This is a genomic window from Streptomyces venezuelae, assembly GCF_008642355.1.
Classification (GTDB): domain Bacteria; phylum Actinomycetota; class Actinomycetes; order Streptomycetales; family Streptomycetaceae; genus Streptomyces; species Streptomyces venezuelae_B.
Genome location: NZ_CP029193.1, coordinates 2,884,819 through 2,904,145, shown reverse-complemented (window position 1 = coordinate 2,904,145; position 19,327 = coordinate 2,884,819). Strand labels below are relative to the sequence as shown.

At 72.2% G+C, this 19,327-nt stretch carries 14 protein-coding genes; 12 read left to right on the top strand and 2 right to left on the bottom strand.

Annotated features, from left to right (window positions below; genetic code table 11):
* Positions 1 to 49 precede the first annotated feature (49 nt).
* The 10 genes from DEJ47_RS13460 to DEJ47_RS13415 all read left to right on the top strand — a co-directional run bounded on the left by DEJ47_RS13460 (position 50) and on the right by DEJ47_RS13415 (position 14,050).
* On the top strand, positions 50 to 928 hold the full coding sequence (locus DEJ47_RS13460; protein WP_398334316.1) for a deoxyribose-phosphate aldolase: 879 nt from the start codon (positions 50 to 52) through the stop codon (positions 926 to 928).
* 30 nt (positions 929 to 958) lie between these two features.
* Positions 959 to 1,771: a 5-deoxy-glucuronate isomerase gene (gene iolB / locus DEJ47_RS13455; RefSeq protein ID WP_150168104.1), complete on the top strand. Its 813-nt coding sequence runs from the start codon at positions 959 to 961 to the stop codon at positions 1,769 to 1,771.
* Positions 1,768 to 3,636, top strand: a complete 1,869-nt coding sequence (iolD, locus tag DEJ47_RS13450; RefSeq protein ID WP_150168102.1) for a 3D-(3,5/4)-trihydroxycyclohexane-1,2-dione acylhydrolase (decyclizing) — start codon at positions 1,768 to 1,770, stop codon at positions 3,634 to 3,636. Before iolB ends, iolD begins: the two co-directional genes overlap by 4 nt.
* A gap of 17 nt (positions 3,637 to 3,653) precedes the next feature.
* Positions 3,654 to 5,156, top strand: coding sequence for a CoA-acylating methylmalonate-semialdehyde dehydrogenase (mmsA, locus tag DEJ47_RS13445; RefSeq protein ID WP_150168100.1), 1,503 nt, complete (start codon positions 3,654 to 3,656; stop codon positions 5,154 to 5,156).
* Between the two features lie 138 nt (positions 5,157 to 5,294).
* Positions 5,295 to 5,639 carry a 5-carboxymethyl-2-hydroxymuconate Delta-isomerase gene (locus DEJ47_RS13440; protein ID WP_150168098.1) on the top strand — a complete coding sequence of 115 codons (345 nt, stop codon included), beginning with the start codon at positions 5,295 to 5,297 and terminating at the stop codon, positions 5,637 to 5,639.
* Between the two features lie 386 nt (positions 5,640 to 6,025).
* Positions 6,026 to 7,450 (top strand): APC family permease, encoded by a 1,425-nt coding sequence (locus DEJ47_RS13435; RefSeq protein ID WP_150168096.1) that lies wholly within the window; start codon positions 6,026 to 6,028, stop codon positions 7,448 to 7,450.
* A 135-nt stretch (positions 7,451 to 7,585) separates the two neighbouring features.
* Positions 7,586 to 10,249: an alpha/beta fold hydrolase gene (locus tag DEJ47_RS13430; RefSeq protein ID WP_190415398.1), complete on the top strand. Its 2,664-nt coding sequence runs from the start codon at positions 7,586 to 7,588 to the stop codon at positions 10,247 to 10,249.
* Positions 10,246 to 11,109 carry an ABC transporter permease gene (locus tag DEJ47_RS13425; RefSeq protein ID WP_150168094.1) on the top strand — a complete coding sequence of 288 codons (864 nt, stop codon included), beginning with the start codon at positions 10,246 to 10,248 and terminating at the stop codon, positions 11,107 to 11,109. The genes DEJ47_RS13430 and DEJ47_RS13425 overlap by 4 nt, the downstream gene beginning before the upstream one ends.
* A gap of 113 nt (positions 11,110 to 11,222) precedes the next feature.
* Positions 11,223 to 12,230 (top strand): XRE family transcriptional regulator, encoded by a 1,008-nt coding sequence (locus DEJ47_RS13420; RefSeq protein ID WP_150168092.1) that lies wholly within the window; start codon positions 11,223 to 11,225, stop codon positions 12,228 to 12,230.
* A 158-nt stretch (positions 12,231 to 12,388) separates the two neighbouring features.
* Positions 12,389 to 14,050 (top strand): vWA domain-containing protein, encoded by a 1,662-nt coding sequence (locus DEJ47_RS13415; protein ID WP_223828345.1) that lies wholly within the window; start codon positions 12,389 to 12,391, stop codon positions 14,048 to 14,050.
* Here DEJ47_RS13415 and DEJ47_RS13410 read toward each other — a convergent pair.
* Both DEJ47_RS13410 and DEJ47_RS13405 read right to left on the bottom strand, forming a co-directional pair.
* The gene (locus DEJ47_RS13410) at positions 14,047 to 15,801 is read right to left on the bottom strand and encodes a hypothetical protein (RefSeq protein ID WP_150168087.1); all 1,755 of its coding nucleotides are present in this window, start codon (positions 15,799 to 15,801) and stop codon (positions 14,047 to 14,049) included. The genes DEJ47_RS13415 and DEJ47_RS13410 overlap by 4 nt on opposite strands.
* A 94-nt stretch (positions 15,802 to 15,895) precedes the next feature.
* On the bottom strand, positions 15,896 to 16,366 hold the full coding sequence (locus DEJ47_RS13405) for an SCP2 sterol-binding domain-containing protein (protein WP_150168085.1): 471 nt from the start codon (positions 16,364 to 16,366) through the stop codon (positions 15,896 to 15,898).
* Positions 16,367 to 16,528: 162 nt separating this feature from the next.
* Between DEJ47_RS13405 and DEJ47_RS13400 the strand changes: the two genes are divergently transcribed.
* Both DEJ47_RS13400 and DEJ47_RS13395 read left to right on the top strand, forming a co-directional pair.
* Entirely contained in the window at positions 16,529 to 17,152 is a 624-nt protein-coding gene (locus DEJ47_RS13400) for a TetR/AcrR family transcriptional regulator (RefSeq protein ID WP_150175608.1), read from the top strand.
* Positions 17,153 to 17,319: 167 nt separating this feature from the next.
* Complete coding sequence (locus tag DEJ47_RS13395) at positions 17,320 to 19,254, top strand: AMP-dependent synthetase/ligase (RefSeq protein ID WP_150168082.1); 1,935 nt, start codon at positions 17,320 to 17,322, stop codon at positions 19,252 to 19,254.
* The last annotated feature ends 73 nt before the right edge of the window (positions 19,255 to 19,327 follow it).

Here is a 19,327-nt window from a genome sequence, read left to right as displayed (position 1 = left end):
TCCGCAGACGCCGGAGGGGCTGAAGCTGTCGCCGGAGGGGCGCAGAACAGTGGACGTCGGTGCTCTCAGCCGCACCCGCGCCCGGCACCCCGAAGCCGTCGCCGAAGCCGCCTCCCGGCGGGTGCGGCGGGAGTTGCTCGGAAAGAGCGGGCGGCTCATGATCGTCGCCGCTGACCATCCCGCCCGCGGCTCCCTCGGCGTGGGGCGGGACCCGCTCGCCATGGCCAACCGGGCCGACCTCCTCGAACGGCTCTGCCTCGCGCTGTCGCGGCCCGGCGTCGACGGCGTGCTCGCCAGCGCCGACGTCCTCGACGACCTGCTGCTCCTCGGCGCCCTCGACGGCAAGGTCGTCATGGGGTCGATGAACCGGGGCGGGCTCGCGGGCGCCGCGTTCGAGCTGGACGACCGGTTCACCGGGTACCGGCCCGAGGACATCGAGCGCCTTGGTTTCGACGCGGGCAAGCTCCTGCTGCGCGTCGACCACGAGGACCCGGGCTCGCTGCGGACCCTGCACTCGGCCGCCCGCACCGTCGACGCCATGGCGGAGCGCGCGCTGCCCGTCTTCGTCGAGCCGTTCCTGACCGCCCGCGACGGGCCGGGCGGCCCGCCCCGCAACGACCTGAGCGCCGAGGCCGTCACCCGCTCCATCGCCATCGCCTCCGGACTCGCCGGCACCTCGGCGTACACCTGGCTGAAGGTCCCCGTCACCGAGAACCCCGACGACATGGCCCGCGTCATGGAGACCTCGACGCTCCCCGCCGTCCTCCTGGGCGGCGACACGGGAGGCGATCAGGAAGCGGCGTACGAGAAGTGGCGCGGCGCCCTGCAACTGCCCACCGTGCAGGGGCTCGTCGTCGGCAGGGCGCTGCTGTACCCGCCCGACGGGGACGTGGCGGGGGCGGTCGACACCGCCGTGGGACTGTTGTAGGCGAGGCGGACCAGGCCCGGGAGGACCCACATGACGTACGTACCGAAAGGGAGTACGGCCGACGGACCGTACACCCTCGCCATCGATCCGAAACGGGCCGGTTGGAGCTACGCGCAGCTGCGCGTCGTCGAGCTCGAACCGGGCGGTACCCACTCCTTCACCACCGGAGAGAGTGAATGGATCGTGCTCCCGCTGACCGGCGGCTGTACGGTGCAGACAGCAGACGGGATCATCGAACTGCTGGGCCGCGACAGCGTGTTCAGCGGAGTCTCCGACTTCGCTTACGTGCCGCGTGACGCCCGGATCCAGATCGCCTCCGGCGCGGGAGGCCGCTTCGCCCTGGCAGGAGCGAAGTGCGAGCGTCGACTCCCCGCCCGCTACGGCTCCGCGCCGGAGGTACCAGTCGAGCACCGCGGCAGCGGCGGCTGCGCACGCGAGGTGCGCAACTTCGCGTCCGCGGACGCCTTCGACTGCGACCGGCTCATCGCCGTCGAGGTGATCACGCCCGGCGGCAACTGGTCCTCGTACCCGCCGCACAAGCACGACGAGCACCGGCCGGGCATCGAGGCGGAGCTGGAGGAGATCTACTACTTCGAGATCGAGGCCCACGACGGCCGCGAGGGCTTCGGCTACCAACGGGTCTTCCCGTCCAGGGAGGGCGGCACCGACGTCCTCGCCGAGGTCCGCACCGGCGACGCCGTGCTGGTGCCGGACGGCTGGCACGGCCCGTCCGTCGCCCAGCCCGGCCACGCCATGTACTACCTGAACGTGATGGCGGGACCGGGTCAGGAGCGGGAGTGGCGGATCTGCTTCCACCCGGACCACACGGAGGGATACCGATGACCCGGCTCACCACGGCCCAGGCCCTGGTCCGTTTCCTGGCACGGCAGTACACCGAGCGGGACGGCACGCGGCGACGGCTCATCGGCGCGACCTGGGGCATCTTCGGACACGGCAACGTCGCCGGAGTCGGGCAGGCCCTCGTGGAGTACGCCGACGAGATGCCCTTCCACCAGGGGCGCAACGAACAGGCCATGGTGCACGCCGCCGTCGGCCACGCCCGGCAGTGCGGCCGCCTCGCCACCCACGCCGTCACCACCTCCATCGGCCCCGGCGCCACCAACCTCGTCACCGGCGCCGCGCTCGCCACCGTCAACCGGCTGCCCGTCCTCCTGCTGCCCGGCGACACCTTCGCGGCCCGGCCCGCCGACCCCGTCCTCCAGCAGCTCGAAGTCCCGTACGCCGGAGACGTGTCGGTCAACGACTGCCTGCGCCCGGTGTCGAAGTACTTCGACCGTGTCACCCGCCCCGAGGCCCTCATCCCCGCCGCGCTCGCCGCGACGCGCGTCCTCACCGACCCCGTGGAGACCGGCGCCGTCACGCTCGCGCTGCCGCAGGACGTGCAGGCGGAGGCGTACGACTGGCCGGAGGAGTTCTTCGCCGAGCGGACGTGGACCGTCCGCAGGCCCGCCCCCGACCCGCGCGAACTGGCCGCCGCCGCGGACGCCGTGCGCGCCGCCCGGCGCCCCCTGATCGTCGCGGGCGGCGGCGTCCACCACAGCGCCGCCGAGGACGCGCTGCGGGAGTTCGTGGACGCCACCGGCATCCCCGTCGCCTCCACCCAGGCCGGCAAGGGCTCGCTGCGCCACGACCACCCGGCGGACGTCGGCGGCATCGGGCACACCGGCACGGCCACCGCCGACGAACTGGCCCGCACCGCCGACCTCGTGATCGGCGTCGGCACCCGCTACAGCGACTTCACCACCGCGTCCGGCACCCTCTTCGAGGCGGCGGACGTGCGCTTCCTCAACCTCAACATCGCACCGTTCGACGGCCACAAGATGGCGGGCGCCACGCTGATCGCCGACGCGCGCGCCGGGCTCGAAGCGCTCACGGAGGCGCTGCGGGGGCACGCGGTCGAGCCCGCGTACGTCGCCGGGTACGGGGACGGGAAGGACCGGTGGGAACGGCGCGTCGACGCCGCGTACCGGGCGGACGACGAGGACGTGCGCCCCACGCAGGCGCAGGTCGTCGGGCTCCTGGACGAGGTCGTGACGGACGACGACGTGATCATCAACGCCGCCGGTTCGCTCCCCGGTGACCTGCACAAACTGTGGCGGGCACGGTCGCCGCGGCAGTACCACGTCGAGTACGGCTACTCCTGCATGGGTTACGAGATCCCCGCGGCCATCGGCGTCTCCCTGGCCGCCCCGGAGCGGCCCGTGTGGGCGCTGGTCGGCGACGGCACGTACCTGATGAACCCGACCGAGATCGTCACCGCCGTCCAGGAGAACCTGCCCATCAAGGTCGTCATCCTGCAGAACCACGGGTACGCCTCCATCGGGGGCCTCTCCGAGTCCGTGGGCGGCGAGCGGTTCGGCACCGCGTACCGCTTCCGCGCGGCCGACGGGTCGTACACCGGGGACCCGCTGCCCGTCGACCTCGCGGCGAACGCGGCCTCGCTCGGCATGCGGGTGCTGCGCGCCGGGACCGTCCGCGACCTGCGCGAGGCGCTGCGCGAGGCGCGCGGCGCAGACCGTCCCACATGTGTCTATGTGGAGACGGAAACGGCAGACACAGTGTCGGGCCCGCCCCCGGCACAGGCGTGGTGGGATGTGCCCGTGGCCGAGACGGCGACCCGAGCGTCCGCGGTCAAGGCCAGGGAAGAGTACGACCGGCACGTCACTGCCCGACGCCGCCACCTGTGAGAAGAGGGATGCTTGTCATGACGAAGACCGTGAACCACTGGATCGGTGGGAAGGCCGTCGAGGGCGCGTCCGGTACGTACGGCCCGGTCACCGACCCGGCGACCGGCGCCGTCACGACGCAGGTCGCCTTCGCGTCCGTCGACGAGGTGGACGCGGCCGTCGCCGCCGCCCGCGAGGCGTTCGCGACGTGGGGCACGTCCTCCCTCGCCAAGCGCACCGCGATCCTCTTCACGTTCCGCGCGCTGCTCGACGCCAACCGCGACGCGATCGCCGAGCTGATCGTCGCCGAGCACGGCAAGGTGCACTCGGACGCGCTCGGCGAGGTCGCCCGCGGTCTGGAGATCGTCGACCTGGCGTGCGGCATCACGGTGCAGCTGAAGGGCGAGCTGTCGACGGAGGTGGCATCCCGCGTGGACGTGTCGTCCATCCGTCAGCCGCTGGGCGTCGTCGCGGGCATCACGCCGTTCAACTTCCCCGCCATGGTGCCGATGTGGATGTTCCCGCTGGCCATCGCGTGCGGCAACACGTTTGTGCTCAAGCCGAGCGAGAAGGACCCGTCCGCGTCGATGAAGATCGCGGAGCTGCTGAGCGAGGCGGGTCTGCCCGACGGCGTCTTCAACGTCGTGCACGGCGACAAGGTCGCCGTGGACCGCCTCCTGGAGCACCCGGACGTGGCCGCCGTCTCCTTCGTCGGCTCCACGCCCATCGCCCGCCACATCCACACCACGGCGTCCGCCAACGGCAAGCGCGTGCAGGCTCTCGGCGGCGCCAAGAACCACATGCTGGTCCTGCCGGACGCCGACCTCGACGCGGCCGCCGACGCCGCCGTCTCCGCGGCCTACGGCTCGGCGGGCGAGCGCTGCATGGCCATCTCGGCGGTCGTCGCGGTCGGTTCGGTCGCCGACGAGCTGGTCGGCAAGATCAAGGAGCGCGCCGAGAAGATCAAGATCGGCCCCGGCAACGACCCGACCTCGGAGATGGGCCCGCTCATCACGGCCGCCCACCGCGACAAGGTCGCCTCGTACGTGACGGGTGCGGCGGCCGAGGGCTGCGAGGTCGTCCTCGACGGCACCGGCTACACGGTTCCGGGCCACGAGGACGGCCACTGGATCGGCCTTTCGCTGCTCGACCGCGTGCCGACCACCGCGAAGGCCTACCAGGACGAGATCTTCGGCCCGGTCCTGTGCGTGCTGCGCGTCGACACGTACGAGGAGGGCGTGGCCCTCATGAACGCCTCGCCGTTCGGCAACGGCACGGCGATCTTCACCCGGGACGGCGGCGCGGCCCGCCGCTTCCAGCTGGAGATCGAGGCGGGCATGGTCGGTGTGAACGTGCCGATCCCGGTGCCGGTGGGCTACCACTCCTTCGGCGGCTGGAAGGACTCGCTCTTCGGCGACCACCACATCTACGGCAACGACGGCACACACTTCTACACCCGCGGCAAGGTCGTGACCACGCGCTGGCCCGACCCCTCGGACGCGCCGGCGGGCGTCGACCTCGGGTTCCCGCGCAACCACTGAGCGATCCGAGTCATCCGAGCCATCTCACCGAGCCGCCCCCCGGCTCCCGAAGCCCCCGGCCCACTCCCCCTGGCCGGGGGCTTCGCCGTTGGTTCACCGTTCTACGATGTGTGTGCACTACATGAAAGGCCGTGAGCCATGCCGCACATCGACATCGACTACGCCGACACCCTGTCCGGCACCCTGGATCTGCCCGCCCTCGTGGCGGAGCTGCATCCCCTGGTCGTGGAGCGGGTGGACTCGGTCGGCGTCGGCAAGACGTTCTGCCGGCCTTCGGCGGCGTTCGTGGACGGCCGCCCGGAGGTCGCGTTCGTGCACGTCACCGTGGGGCTGCTCGCGGGGCGCACGCGGGGCGTGAAGGCGGCGCTCTCCGAGGACGTGCTCGCGCTGCTCGGCAAGCATCTGTCCGGGGTCGAGGGTGCGACGTACTCGGTGGAGGTCCGCGACCTCGACCCCTCGTACCGGCTGCACCCGACGCACTGAGCGCTCCGCCGCCGTGACTCAGCGTGGAGCAGGACCGTCCGGATTCCGGACGGTCCTGATTCTTTTTTGACGCCGCCCTTGCGGTTCCCGTGCACAGGGCGCAATTCGGGCACCTAATGCCGTCGTGTTCATATGCCTGCAATATCAAGGTCATTCTCTGTGCAGGCATGTTCATTGCGACCCAAGGGGGCAAACTCTTGGGAAAGCGAGGCGACTTGGGGATCGCCGCGGCTGCGGATTCCGTAGGTAAATGACCGTTGACGTTCCGGTTGCCGCCGGGGTTCGATGACGCGCCGGGAGCCACCGAAACACCAGCTCAACAGCCTTCGGAGGCGATAGCGCTCCCGCCGTACTCCTGCCGCACGAGTCGATCGGAACCGCGCTCCATGACCGATACGCTTCGCCCGCCCCAGTCCGCCACCACCGAAGCCCCTCCGGTGCCGGTGGCCGTCCCGGGCGACCCCCAGAAGCTCAAGCGTTCCATCGGCGTCGTCGGCGGCACCCTCCTCACGCTGTCGTGCGTGACGCCCGCCTCCACGCTGTTCGTCGTCGTCCCCGACCTCTTCTCCTCCCTCGGCACCGCCACCGCCCTCACCATCGCGATCGGCTCGCTGCTCTGCGTGGGCGTCGCGTTCTGCTACTCGGAGCTCGGCACGCTCATCCCCAGCGCGGGCGGCGAGTACGCGATGGTCTCGACGATGGCGGGACGCCTCGCCGGCTGGCTCGTCTTCGTGCTCTCCCTGCTGGTCGTGATGATCGTGCCGCCCGTGATCGCCATGGGCACGGCCGACTACCTGGCACCCGTCATGCACCTCGACCCGTCCTACGCGGGTGCGGGCGTGATGATCTGCGCCACCCTCGCGGGCCTGCTCGACCTGCGGGCCAACGCGTGGATCACCGGCATCTTCCTGGTCCTGGAAGTCGTGGCGGCGGGCGTCGTGGCCGTCCTCGGCTTCGCGCACGCCGAGCGGGGACCGGGCAGCCTGACGGACCTCACGGTCGCGTCCGGCTCGGGCTCCGGGCCCGGCGGCGTCGACACGGTCACCGCGATGCTGATCGTCTCCGGCCTCGCCATCGCCCTCTTCGTCACACAGGGCTTCTCCACGGCGGTCTACCTCTCCGAGGAGTTGGAGAACCCGCGCCGCAACGTCGCCCGCACCGTCCTCGCGACCCTCGCCATCTCCACCGTGATCATCCTGGTGCCGGTCGTCGCGATCACCATGGGCGCCGAGAGCCTGGCCGCCCTCACGGAGGGCGACATCAGCGCCATGGTCACCGCCTGGTCGAACTCGGCGGTCGGCACGTTCGTCAGCCTCTGCGTGGCCCTCGCGATCATCAACGCGGGCATCGTCATGGTCATCCAGAACTCCCGCGTCTTGTTCGCCTCCGCCCGCGACAAGGCCTGGCCCTCACCGGTCAACAAGGCCCTGTCCAAGCTCGGCGCGTCCGGCGCCCCTTGGGTGGCGACGCTCCTCGTCGGTGTCCCCGGCGCGCTCCTGTGCTTCGTCAACCTCGACACCCTGTACGGCGTCACCGGCGTCTCCGTGACCGGCATGTACCTGCTGGTGGCCGTCGCCGCGCTGCTGGCCCGCCGCGGCTCCCACGGCACAGGACACGCCTGGCGCATGCCGCTGTGGCCCGCGGTGCCGGTGGTCCTGATCGCGGTACTCGGCTACGTGCTCAGCCAGCAGGAACTGCCCTACCTCGGCTGGACCGGCGGCATCGTCGTCGCGGCGACCCTGTACTGGGCGCTGTACCTGCGGCCGCGGCGCGAGACGCGGTGGCTGGTGAGCGTGCCGGAGGAGTCCTGACACGGCCGCGTGCGGCGACCCCGGCCGCCTACGGCAACCGCGGTACGCGGGCGCGGAGTCTACTCCCGGGGGAGGCCCACGGGTTCAGACCGGCGGCTGCCCCGGTTGTCGGCGGCCGCCCGTACCTTTGACGGTATGGATCTACGACTGCCCAGGCCAAGGATGTCCGTGCCGAGCGGTCCGCGCAGGCTGATCGCCGCCGCGGCCGCGGTCGCGGTGCTCGCCGGTGTGGGCACGTGGTCGGCGGTCGCCTCGGAGGACAACGGGCCTGCCGTGAAGCGCGTCGACCGCCTGATGGACAGCGGCGGCGCCCGGATCGACACCTCGTACTTCACGGCGGGCGACCCGGACACCAAGCGCCCCGCGATCCTCATCGGGCACGGCTTCGGCGGCAGCAAGGCGGACGTGCGCGAGCAGGCCGAAGACCTCGCCCGGGACGGGTACGCGGTCCTCACCTGGTCCGCGCGCGGCTTCGGGAAGTCCACCGGCAGGATCGGGCTCAACGACCCCAAGGGTGAGGTCGCCGACGCCCGCAAGCTCATCGACTGGCTGGCCACCCGCCCCGAGGTGCGGCTCGACAAGGACGGCGACCCGCGCGTGGGCATGACCGGCGCCTCGTACGCGGGCGCGGTGTCCCTGCTCACCGCCGGGTACGACCGGCGCGTGGACGCGGTCGCCCCCCAGATCACGTACTGGAACCTCGCGGACGCCCTGTTCCCCGACGGCGTCTTCAAGAAGCTGTGGGCCGGCCTGTTCATCAACACCGGTGGCGGCTGCGAGAAGTTCGAGAAGCGGCTGTGCGCCATGTACGAACGGGTCGCCGAGGCGGGCAGGCCCGACGCGGAGGCGCGCAAGCTGCTCGCCGAGCGCAGCCCGGCCGCGGTCGGCGACCGCATCAGGGTGCCGACGTACCTCGCCCAGGGACAGACCGACTCCCTCTTCCCGCTCGGCCAGGGCGACGCCATCGCCCAGGCGGTCCGTGCGAACGGCGCACCCGTCTCCGTCGACTGGATCGCGGGCGGCCACGACGGCGGCGACCGCGAGCAGGACCGCGTCGAGGGCCGCGTCAACGACTGGTTCGACCGGTACCTGAAGGACGACAAGAGCACCGACACGGGCCCCGCGTTCCGCGTCACCCGCACCGGAGGCGTCGACTCCACCGACGGCGCCGCCCGCAAGCGCGGGGCGAGCGCCGACACGTACCCGGGCCTGGAGAGCGGCCCGCGCGCGGTGCCGCTGCGCGGCCGCGAGCAGACCTTCGACAACCCGGCGGGCGCCGGCCCGCCCGCCATCTCCGGGCTCCCCGGCGTCGGCGGCAGCCGGCTCTCCCAGTTCGCCTCGCTCGGCGTCGGCATCTCCGTGGACTTCCCCGGACAGTTCGCCAAGTTCGACTCCGCACCCGTCCGCGACGACTTCCGGATCACCGGATCGCCCACCGTCCGCGCCCACGTGAAGTCGTCCAGCGACGACGCGGTGCTCTTCGCGAAGGTGTACGACGTCAGCCCCGACGGCAAGCAGCAGGTCCTGCCCTCGCAGCTCGTCTCGCCCGTCCGCGTGACAGGCGCACGGCAGGGCAAGGACGTCGAACTGCGGCTGCCCGCCGTCGACCACAAGGTGCAGAAGGGCCACCACCTGCGCCTCGCCCTCTCCTCGACCGACTTCGGCTACGCGTCGCCGTACGAACCCGCCAAGTACACCGTCTCCCTCAAGGGCGACCTGAAGGTGCCGACCGCGCCCGGCGTGGACACCGCGGCCGCCCCGCTGCCCGCCTGGGTGTGGTGGCTGCCCGCCGCGGGCGCCGTGCTCGCCCTCGCCCTGCTCGTCACCGCCCGCAGGCGCACCACCGCACCCGCCCCCGACCCGGCCCTCGCCGAAGTACCCCTGCGGATCACCGACTTGAGCAAGCGCTACGCCAAGTCCAGCGACCGGTACGCCGTCCGGGACGTCTCCTTCACCGTCGAGAAGGGCCAGGTCCTCGGCCTCCTGGGACCCAACGGCGCGGGCAAGACGACGACACTGCGCATGCTCATGGGCCTCATCCGCCCCGACGCGGGCGAGATCCGCGTCTTCGGGCAGGCCATCAGGCCCGGCGCGCCCGTCCTCTCCCGCGTCGGCGCGTTCGTCGAGGGCGCCGGTTTCCTGCCGCACCTCTCCGGCCGCGAGAACCTGGAGCTGTACTGGAAGGCGACCGGCCGCCCCGCCGAGGACGCCCACCTGGACGAGGCCCTGGAGATCGCGGGCCTCGGTGACGCCCTGGCCCGCGCCGTGCGGACGTACTCCCAGGGCATGCGGCAGCGCCTCGCCATCGCCCAGGCCATGCTCGGCCTCCCGGACCTGCTGATCCTCGACGAACCGACCAACGGCCTCGACCCGCCCCAGATCCGCGAGATGCGCGAGGTCATGATCCGGTACGCGCGCGGCGGCCGTACGGTCATCGTCTCCAGCCACCTCCTCGCCGAGGTCGAGCAGTCCTGCACGCACCTCGTCGTCATGGACCGCGGCCGCCTCGTCCAGGCGGGTCCGGTCGCCGACATCGTGGGCTCCGGGGACACGCTCCTCGTCGGCCTCGCGGAGGACATCCCCGACCCGCTGGTGGACAAGGTCGCCGCGCTGCCCGGCGTCGCGTCCGCCGTCCGCGCGGAAGACGGCCTCCTGGTGCGGCTCGACGGCACCGAGCATGCGAGCGCCGTACGCCTGCTGCCCGAACTGGTCCGCCTCGACCTGCCGGTGCAGTCCATGGGCCCGCACCGCCGCCTCGAGGACGCGTTCCTCACCCTGATCGGAGGCACCACCGCATGACCGCCACCCTGGAGCGAGCGACCGCGCCCGGCTACCGCGCGCGGCGGACGCTGCCCCTGCGGGTCGAGGCCGTACGCCAGCTGAAGCGCCGCCGCACGCTCGTCATGGGCGGCATCATGGCGCTCCTGCCCATCGTGCTCGTCATCGCCTTCGCCGTCGCGGGCGGCTCGCCCGGCTCCCGCAACGGCGACGTGACCCTGATGGACACGGCCACGGCATCGGCGGCGAACTTCGCCGCGACGTGCCTGTTCGTGTCCGCGGGCTTCCTTCTGGTCATCCCCGTCGCCCTGTTCTGCGGCGACACGGTGGCCTCCGAGGCCAGCTGGTCCTCGCTGCGCTACCTGCTCGCCGCGCCCGTTCCGCGGGCCAGGCTGCTCTGGTCCAAGATGGCCGTCGCGCTCGCCATGAGCGCCGCCGCGATGATCCTGCTGCCCCTCGTCGCGCTGGCGGTCGGCGCGGTGGCGTACGGCTGGGGCCCCTTGGAGATCCCGACCGGCGGCACGCTCCCCGCGGGCACGGCCGCCCGGCGCCTGATCGTCGTCGTCGCGTACATCTTCTTCTCCCAACTGGTCACCGCGGGCCTCGCGTTCTGGCTCTCCACGAAGACGGACGCGCCGCTCGGCGCGGTCGGCGGCGCGGTCGGTCTGACCATCGTCGGCAACGTCCTGGACGCGGTGACCGCACTCGGCGACTGGCGCGACTTCCTCCCCGCGCACTGGCAGTTCGCCTGGGCCGACGCGATCCAGCCACAGGCGGAATGGGGCGGCATGATCCAGGGCTCGGCGATCTCGGTGTCGTACGCGCTGGTGCTGTTCGCGCTGGCGTTCCGGGGGTTCGCGCGGAAGGACGTGGTGTCGTAGGCGGCGACGCGGGGCCCCCGCAGCAAGCCGGGAAGCCGTCCCGGACCGGCCTTGGCCGAATGTGGCTGCGGAGGGCGTTGTCCGTTTGGCAGGGACTCAGCAAGATGTGGCGCATGGGGAACTCGGGGGACTTACCGTCGAACGAAGAGGTGTCGCCGCACCGGGCGCGGGACGTCGCCGGTTTCATCGCGGCGATGCGGGAGTTGAAGAAGCGTTCGGGGCTGACGTATCGCGAGTTGGAGGAGCGGGCCGCCTGCAGGGGTGACGTCCTGGCACGCAGCACCCTCGCCGACGTGCTGCGCCGCACGAGCCTTCCGCGCCCCGAAGTCGTCGCCGCGTTCGTGCACGCCTGCGGGGACGGGGACCGGGCCGACGCGTGGCTCGCCGCGAGAGACCGGATCGCTTCCGCGCGCCCGACCGCGGGGCCCGCCGCGGATCGGGGTGCCGTCGTCGATATGACGTGGGTGAAGGCGTCGCCCGTGGAGGTGCGGTCCCCTGCGGGGGAGGCGCGGTCCCACGCGGGGGACGTACGGTCCCGTGCCGCGAAGGCGCGGTCGCGCCGTGCCAAGGGCGCCGCCGCCGGGGCCGCGACCGCACTCGCCGTCCCGATGCTGGCCCTCATCGCCTGGGGCCTGCTCGCCGACGACGCCGACGACTCGGACGAGCCCACGGCGTCGGCCTCCGCCCCCGGCGGCTGGGTCACCATCCGCCCCGCCCGCACGGCCGACCTGTGCCTGACCGACGGCCGTGACCGTGCCGGAGCCTACGAGAGCGCCGTCGCCGTGCAGCTCCGCTGCGCCAAGGCGCCCGTGCCGCGCACGTACCTCGAACCGAGGGGAGAGGACCTCTACCGCATCCAGTGGCACCACCCCGAGATGGGCAAGGGCTGCCTGGCGGTCATGGGCGAGAAGCAGATCAAGGGCATGCTCGAACCCCGCCAGGATTGCGAGCACGCGACCGTCTTCCGCCTGGAACCCGACGACGGGGCGTTCCGGCTGCGTCCGGCCGCCGGCGACCGGTGCATCGGCATCGTCGACGACGACACCGCTGTCGGCGCGGAGGCGATCGAGGAGCCGTGTTCCGGCGCGGCGGACCAGCGGTTCCTGGTCCGGCCGGGCTGAGGGGCGGGCCGGTGGCCGAGGGGCTTCCCCCTGGCCCGTAGCCGCATCGAGACGCTTCCGCAACGGTTCCGAGCGATCGTTCGAAGGCCCTCCCGCGTCACAGTCGTGTGAGCGGACGACGCGAGGGGGACCGGATGGGGACTCGGCGGAGCGGACGGATGCGGCAGGGAATCCTTGCCCTAGCCGTGGCGGGGGGTGTCGCGCTCGCCGGGTGCAGCGGCGGGGGCGACGGCGCGGAGCGGGCCACCGGGGACAGCGGCGAGAAGCGTGACAGCGCGCCGATGCCCGCGCCCGCGCCCGCCCTCCCGAACGGCGGGACCGGAGCCGCGCCCCCCGGTGGCCAAGGCGACGACGAGCGGCGGGAGTTCGCACCCGACCACCTCTCCACGTTCGCCCTGGACGTCGACACCGCCTCGTACGGCTTCGCGCGCCGCACAATCGCCGAAGGACGCCTGCCCGATCCGTCGACGGTCCGTCCCGAGGAATTCGTCAACAGCTTCCGGCAGGACTACCCGAGGCCCGACGGCGACGGGTTCTCCGTGAGCGTGGACGGCGCCCGTACGGACGACGACGGCTGGTCGCTGGTCCGGGTCGGCCTCGCCACCCGCGGTGAACCCGCCGAGACCGAACGGCCGCCCGCCGCCCTCACCTTCGTCATCGACGTGTCGGGCTCCATGGCGGAACCCGGCCGCCTCGATCTCGTGAAGCGTTCGCTCGGCCTCATGACCGACCGGCTGCGCCCCGACGACTCGGTCGCCCTCGTCACCTTCAGCGACACGGCGGAGACGGTCCTGCCGATGACGCGCCTCGGGGACGGCGGGGGCAGGGGAGAGGGCGCCGGGGACGATGGAGAGGACGTCGGGGGGCGTACGCGCGTGCACCGGGCCGTCGCGGAGCTGGAGCCGTCCCGGTCCACCAACCTCGAAGCGGGCATCACCACCGGCTACGACACGGCCGTGCGCGGCAGGAAGGAAGGCGCGACCAACCGCGTCGTCCTGCTCTCCGACGCCCTCGCCAACACGGGCGAGACCAGCGCGGACGGCATCCTGGGCCGCATCTCCGACGCCCGCCGCGAGCACGGCATCACCCTCTTCGGCGTCGGTGTCGGCAGCGACTACGGCGACGCCTTGATGGAGCGGCTCGCCGACAAGGGCGACGGCCACACGACGTACGTGTCGGACGAAGCGGAAGCCCGCGAGGTGTTCTGCGAGCAACTGCCCGCCCACATCGAGCTGCGGGCCCGCGACGCCAAGGCGCAGGTGGCCTTCGACCCGGAGACGGTCGAACAGTTCCGGCTCATCGGGTACAACAACAGGGAGGTCGCCGACGACGACTTCCGCGACGACTCCGTGGACGGCGGGGAGATCGGCCCCGGCCACACGGTGACGGCGCTGTACGCGGTGCGGACCAGGCCGGGGGCGGACGGCCGGCTGGCCACGGCGAGCGTGCGCTGGCTCGACCCGGGCAGCCGCGCGCCGCGCGAGGAGTCGGGCCGCATCGGGACGGCCGACCTCGACGGGTCGCTCGGGGAGGCGGACGCGGGCCTCCAGGTCACGGCGGTCGCGGCGTACTTCGCGGACGCCCTGCGCACGGCCGCCCCGCCCGGCGGCCACGTGGACCGGGACCTCCCCGAGCCGCACGCCACCACGCCGAACCCCGCCACGCCGAACCCCGCCTCACGGGCCCCCGTCACGCCGATCCCCGCCGCCCCGTCCTTCGCGGAGCTTTCCGAGCGGGCCCACGCGCTGCCGACGCGCACGAGGCAGGTCCGCGAACTGACGTCGTCGATCGACCAGGCGGCACGCCTCGCCGCAGGCTAACGTCCGCACAACTGTCGTTCCGCCCGCACCGGGTCGTTCGGGAAGCGGAACGACGTGCGCTCCATCGCCCCCGTCAGATTCCGCCAGAAACGGCCCATCGTCAGAGGCGCGCGGGTGGCGGCCCGCAGCTCCGCGAGGGGCCCGCAGCGCAGGGCACGGCGGGCGGCGTCGACGCGCTCGGGGTCGAGACCTTCGGGCACGTCGGCGGCGCCACGCTCGGCGACGATCCACTCGTCGGGCAGCCGCTTGTCGTGCCCCACGCGGCCGTTGACGATGCCTTCGGAGTGCGCGGCCAGGGGGTAGGCGAGCCCGATGGGATCGAGAGCCGCGCCGGAGAGCGGAACGACGGACCCGCTGAAGCCGAGCGTGTTGTAGACCCCTGTCACCCCTGGCGCCCCGCCCGCCACGGGCGTCTGCGCGAGGAGCAGGGTCGGGGCGCCGCTCCGCGCCGCCTCCCGTACGAGCGCGCCGTACGCCCGGTTTCCGGGCTGGCCCGCGAAGTCGTGGTGGAGGGGGTGCGGAGCGGCGTTCTGACGCACGTACACGCCTCGCTCGTCCGCGATGCCGCCCGCGCCGATCCGCCCCTCGTACGGCACCCGCAGCGCGCCCGCACACGCGACGGCCCACACGCCGACCACCAGCGCGGCGACGCCCCACACGCGCGTGAGGGGCACCAGGAAGACGGGCAGCAGCATCAGGAGCAGCCCCGGCAGGAACATCCGGCCGTGCATGAAGTCGCCGCCGACCTTGATGACGTAGAGCCAGCAGAGGGCACCGGCGAGGAGGGGAGCGACGACAGGGGCGATGTCCCGCAGGGCGCCGGGGCCGCCGGGGCCGCGTACCCGCCGTACGCCGGACCTCCCCGCGTACAGCACCGCCGTCGTGACCGCGGCCACCGGTAGCCACAGCGCGTACGGCCCGGCGAAGTCCCAGAGGTAGTCGAACCCTCGCCCCCAGAGACTCCGCGACGCCTCCTTCGTGACGCCGGGCAGCGGCATCAGATGCCCGTAGTACCCCATGCGGAAGATCTCGTACGCGACCGGGAGCGTCCCGGCGACCCCGGCCCCGGCGAGCGCCCCGCGCCACGAGGGCCGTACCCTCACCCACTGCGCTGCCAGGAAGACGACCGACACCAGCGCCAGGTCGGGCCGTACGAGCGGTCCGAGACCGAGCACGGCGCAGGTCACGAGCGAACGGGGGCGCGCCACGAGCGCGAGCCAGGCGCCCGCGATCCAGCAGGTGGCGAGCCCGGTCTCCAGGCCGGAGGTGGCGAAGTCCCAGACGGGCGGGAGCGCGAGCAGGACGAGGGCGCCGCAGGGCACGAGGAGCCCGCGCCCGCCCCGGCCGTCTCCCCGCGGCCGCACCGCCGCCCCCACCCCCGCCAGCGCGAACCCGGCAACGGTGAACAGCAGCCCCCCGTACATCGCCACGGTCGCCACATCGGCCCCCACCGCCCCGCCCGCCACCAGCAGCCACTGCCACAGGGTGCCGGTGGACGACTCGGCGCGCTCGCCCGCGTTGAAGACGGGCCCGTTGCCGGCGAGGACCTGCCGGACCGTACGGACGTAGATGTGCCCGTCGTCGGACATCCAGCGCCGCTGGAAGCCGGCGAAGCCGATGACGAGTGCGGGCAGCAGGCAGGCCACGAGCCGGGCGTGGGCCCGCCATCGGCCGGGCGCGCCCGCATCCGGAAGGGGCCCGGCGGCGACGGTTTCGGGGTCACGGACGGAGGTGTACGCGGACGTCGTCATGATCACTGCATCGGCGCGGGCCGACGACGGCTTGAGAGGGCCGCAGGCACAGGACCCCGGTGACGGGGCCGCCGGACCTCGCCCGACGGGGCCGTCAGGCCTTGGGAATGTCGAAGTACCGCGTGAGCCCCGCCGCCAGCGCCACATCACCCACGACCCGTACCTTGCGCATCATGAACAGCGCGACGGGACCGACGTTTCCGGACACCAGCTTGAGGAACTCGGCGTCGGCGAGGATCAGCGTGACCCGCGGCTTCGACTCCGACTGCCCTTCGCGCACGACGCACGTGCCGTCGGCGATGTCCGTCTCGTACACCACGTCCTCGTTGCCGCCGCTGCCGGTGATCTTCCAGCGGATGAGCGCGGTCACCGAAGCGGCCGCTTCGGGCTTGAACTGTCGTTCCATCCGCCCGAAGACCTCCTGGAGGATGCGGCCGCGCAGCGTGCCGTCCTCGGCGATCTCGGTGAACTGCTTGCCGGAGAGCCCTTTCACGATCCGCGCGAACTCCTCGGGCGTGACGCCGGCGAAGTCGAGTTCGGCGATCCTGCTGATGTCGTCGGCCACGGCAAACTCCTTACTCTGCAGTAAACTTACTAAGCGGTAAGGTAATCGTCGCCAGGGAGGCTGACAAGGGTGAGCGCAAGGGCGAGCGGCACATCCGACGACGCGCCGGAGCCGAGGAGCGCATCGGCGTCGAGGGAGACCAGAACCCCGCGCAGGCGCCGAGTGCCGCGCCGTGAGCGGGAGCGGCAGATCGTCGACGTGGCGGTCCAGGTCTTCGCCAAGCGTGGCTACCACGGCGCTTCGGTGGACGAGATCGCCGAACTGGCGGGCATCTCCAAGCCGATGGTCTATCTGTACCTGGACTCCAAGGAGGGCCTCTTCCTCACCTGCCTGCGGCGTGAGGCGGACCGCCTGGTCGGCGCCTTCCAGGGCGCGGCGACGGCGGGCGGCGCGACCCCCGAACTCCGCCTGTACGCGGGCCTGCTCGCGTTCTTCGCGTTCGTCGCCGAGCACCGCGACAGCTGGGTGGTGCTGCACCGCCAGGCGTCGGAGCTGAGCGAGGCCATCGCGGCGGCGGTCGCCGAGGCCCGCGTCGCGGTGATGGCGGAGGTGGCGGGGCTGGTGCGCGCGGGCATCGCGGAGGCGGGCCCGGCGGCACAACTGTCGGACGAGGACGCGGATTTCGTGGCGCACGCGCTGGTGGGCGCGGCGGACTCGCTGACGGACTGGATGGCCCGGCACCCCGGCCAGTCGCCGGAGGGCGTGACGCTGCGGCTGATGAACATGGTGTGGGTCGGGATGGGGCGGGTGCTGGAGGGGGAGGCGTGGAAGCCGGCGACGGGGTGAGGGGGCTGCCGACGAGGCGGTCCGGCCCCGCGCCGCGGGGCGTCGCAACCGTAACGGACCGTCCGCTCCCCTTGAATTTTCCTTACGTACCAGTAAGTTGACCCACGAGTAAGTACGCGCACCGATCGCCTGCACATCAGCTGGGAACCGGAAGCCGGGGAGCCGTCATGGGCGTACGCAAGGATCTGAAGAGGGCACGGCGCCACAGCGACCTGGCGGTACGCGCCGAGGTCGAACTCGTCAAGGACCAGCACGGCACGGTACGCGAGGCACGTACCGCACCCCTCGTGCCCCGGGCCACCGCGGGCAGCACCGCGGACATCCCCTTCACCAACGCGGTTGAGGCCCCCGACACCGTGGTCCTGCGGCGCAAGCGCGGCGGCCGGTGGTACCCCGTCACCGCGGCGGCCTTCGCGCGCGAGGTGACGGAGACGGCGAAGGGCCTGATCGCGGACGGCCTGGAACCGGGCGGTCGCGTCGCACTCATGTCCCGTACGCGCTACGAGTGGGCCGTCCTGGACTTCGCGATCTGGGCGGCGGGCGGCCAGACCGTCCCCATCTACGCGACGTCGTCGGCGGAGCAGATCGAGTGGATCGTCCGCGACTCGGGCGCGCGGTTCCTGATCGCCGAGACGCCGGAGAACGCGAGGACGGCGGAGGAGGCGTTGGCCGCCCCGCGCACCCCTGACGGACCGGCGCTCCGCATCCGCACCATCGACAGCGGAGCGATGGCGGAACTCGGCGCGCTCGGCCGCGACCTGTCGGACGAGGAGGTCACGAAACGCAGGTCCGCGCTGACCCCGGACTCCATCGCGACGCTCTGCTACACCTCGGGCACCACGGGCCGCCCAAAGGGCTGCGTCCTGACGCACGGCAACCTGCACGCGGAGGCGGCGAACACCGTCGACCTGCTGCACCCCGTCTTCAAGGAGATCACGGGCCAGGTCGCCTCGACGCTCCTCTTCCTGCCGCTCGCCCACATCCTGGGCCGCAGCATCCAGATCGCCTGCATGATGGCGCGCATCGAGCTCGGCCACTGCCCGAGCATCAAGCCGGACGATCTGCGCCCGGAGCTCCGGGCGTTCAAGCCCACCTTCGTCGTCGGAGTCCCCTACCTCTTCGAGAAGATCCACGAGACGGGCCGCGCGACGGCGGAGAAGATCGGCCGAGCCGCATCGTTCGACCGCGCCGAACGGACAGCGGTGCGCTTCGGCGAGGCGTACCTGAGCAGGTTCCTGGACGGCAGCGCTCCGGGCCCGTCACTCGCCCTCCGCGCGGGCTGGGCGCTCTACGAACTCCTCGTCTACCGCCGCATCCGCAAGGAGGTCGGCGGCCGCCTGCGGTACGCGATCAGCGGCGGTTCCCCCTTGGACCGCAACCTGAACCTCTTCTTCTACGCCGCGGGGATCATCATCTACGAGGGGTACGGCCTGACCGAGACGACGGCCGCCGCCACCATCACCCCACCCCTCAAGCCCCGCCCCGGGACGGTGGGCCTACCAGTGCCGGGCACGTCCATACGCATCGCGGACGACGGAGAGGTACTGATCAAGGGCGGCATCGTCTTCGGCTCGTACTGGAACAACCCGGAGGCGACGGACGCCGTACTGACCGACGAATGGTTCGCGACGGGTGACTTGGGCGCGCTGGACGACGAGGGCTACCTCACGATCACCGGCCGCAAGAAGGACATCCTCGTGACGTCGGGCGGCAAGAACGTCTCGCCCGCGATCCTGGAGGACAGACTGCGCAGCCGCTCGCCGGTAGGCCAGTGCATAGTCGTGGGCGACAACCGCTCCTACGTGGCCGCCCTCGTGACCCTCGACCCCGAAGCGGTCAACCACTGGCTCACGGTACGCAAGCGCCCGACGGACACGCCGCTCGCCCAACTGGCCCACGACCCGCAAATGATCGCGGAGGTCCAAAGGGCGGTGGACTACGCGAACGAGGCGGTCTCGAAGGCGGAGTCGATCCGAAAATTCGCGATAGTGGGCGGCGAGTTCACGGAGGACAACGGCCTGCTGACCCCTTCCCTCAAGATCAAACGGCATGCGGTGACGGAGGCGTACGCGGAGGAGATCGAGGAGTTGTACGGCGGGTAGCGGCCGGCCCGTAGCTCGGGACCAGAGCCACTGTTCTCAGCGCGTTGCGCGGCCGGACATGAAGAGACCCCTC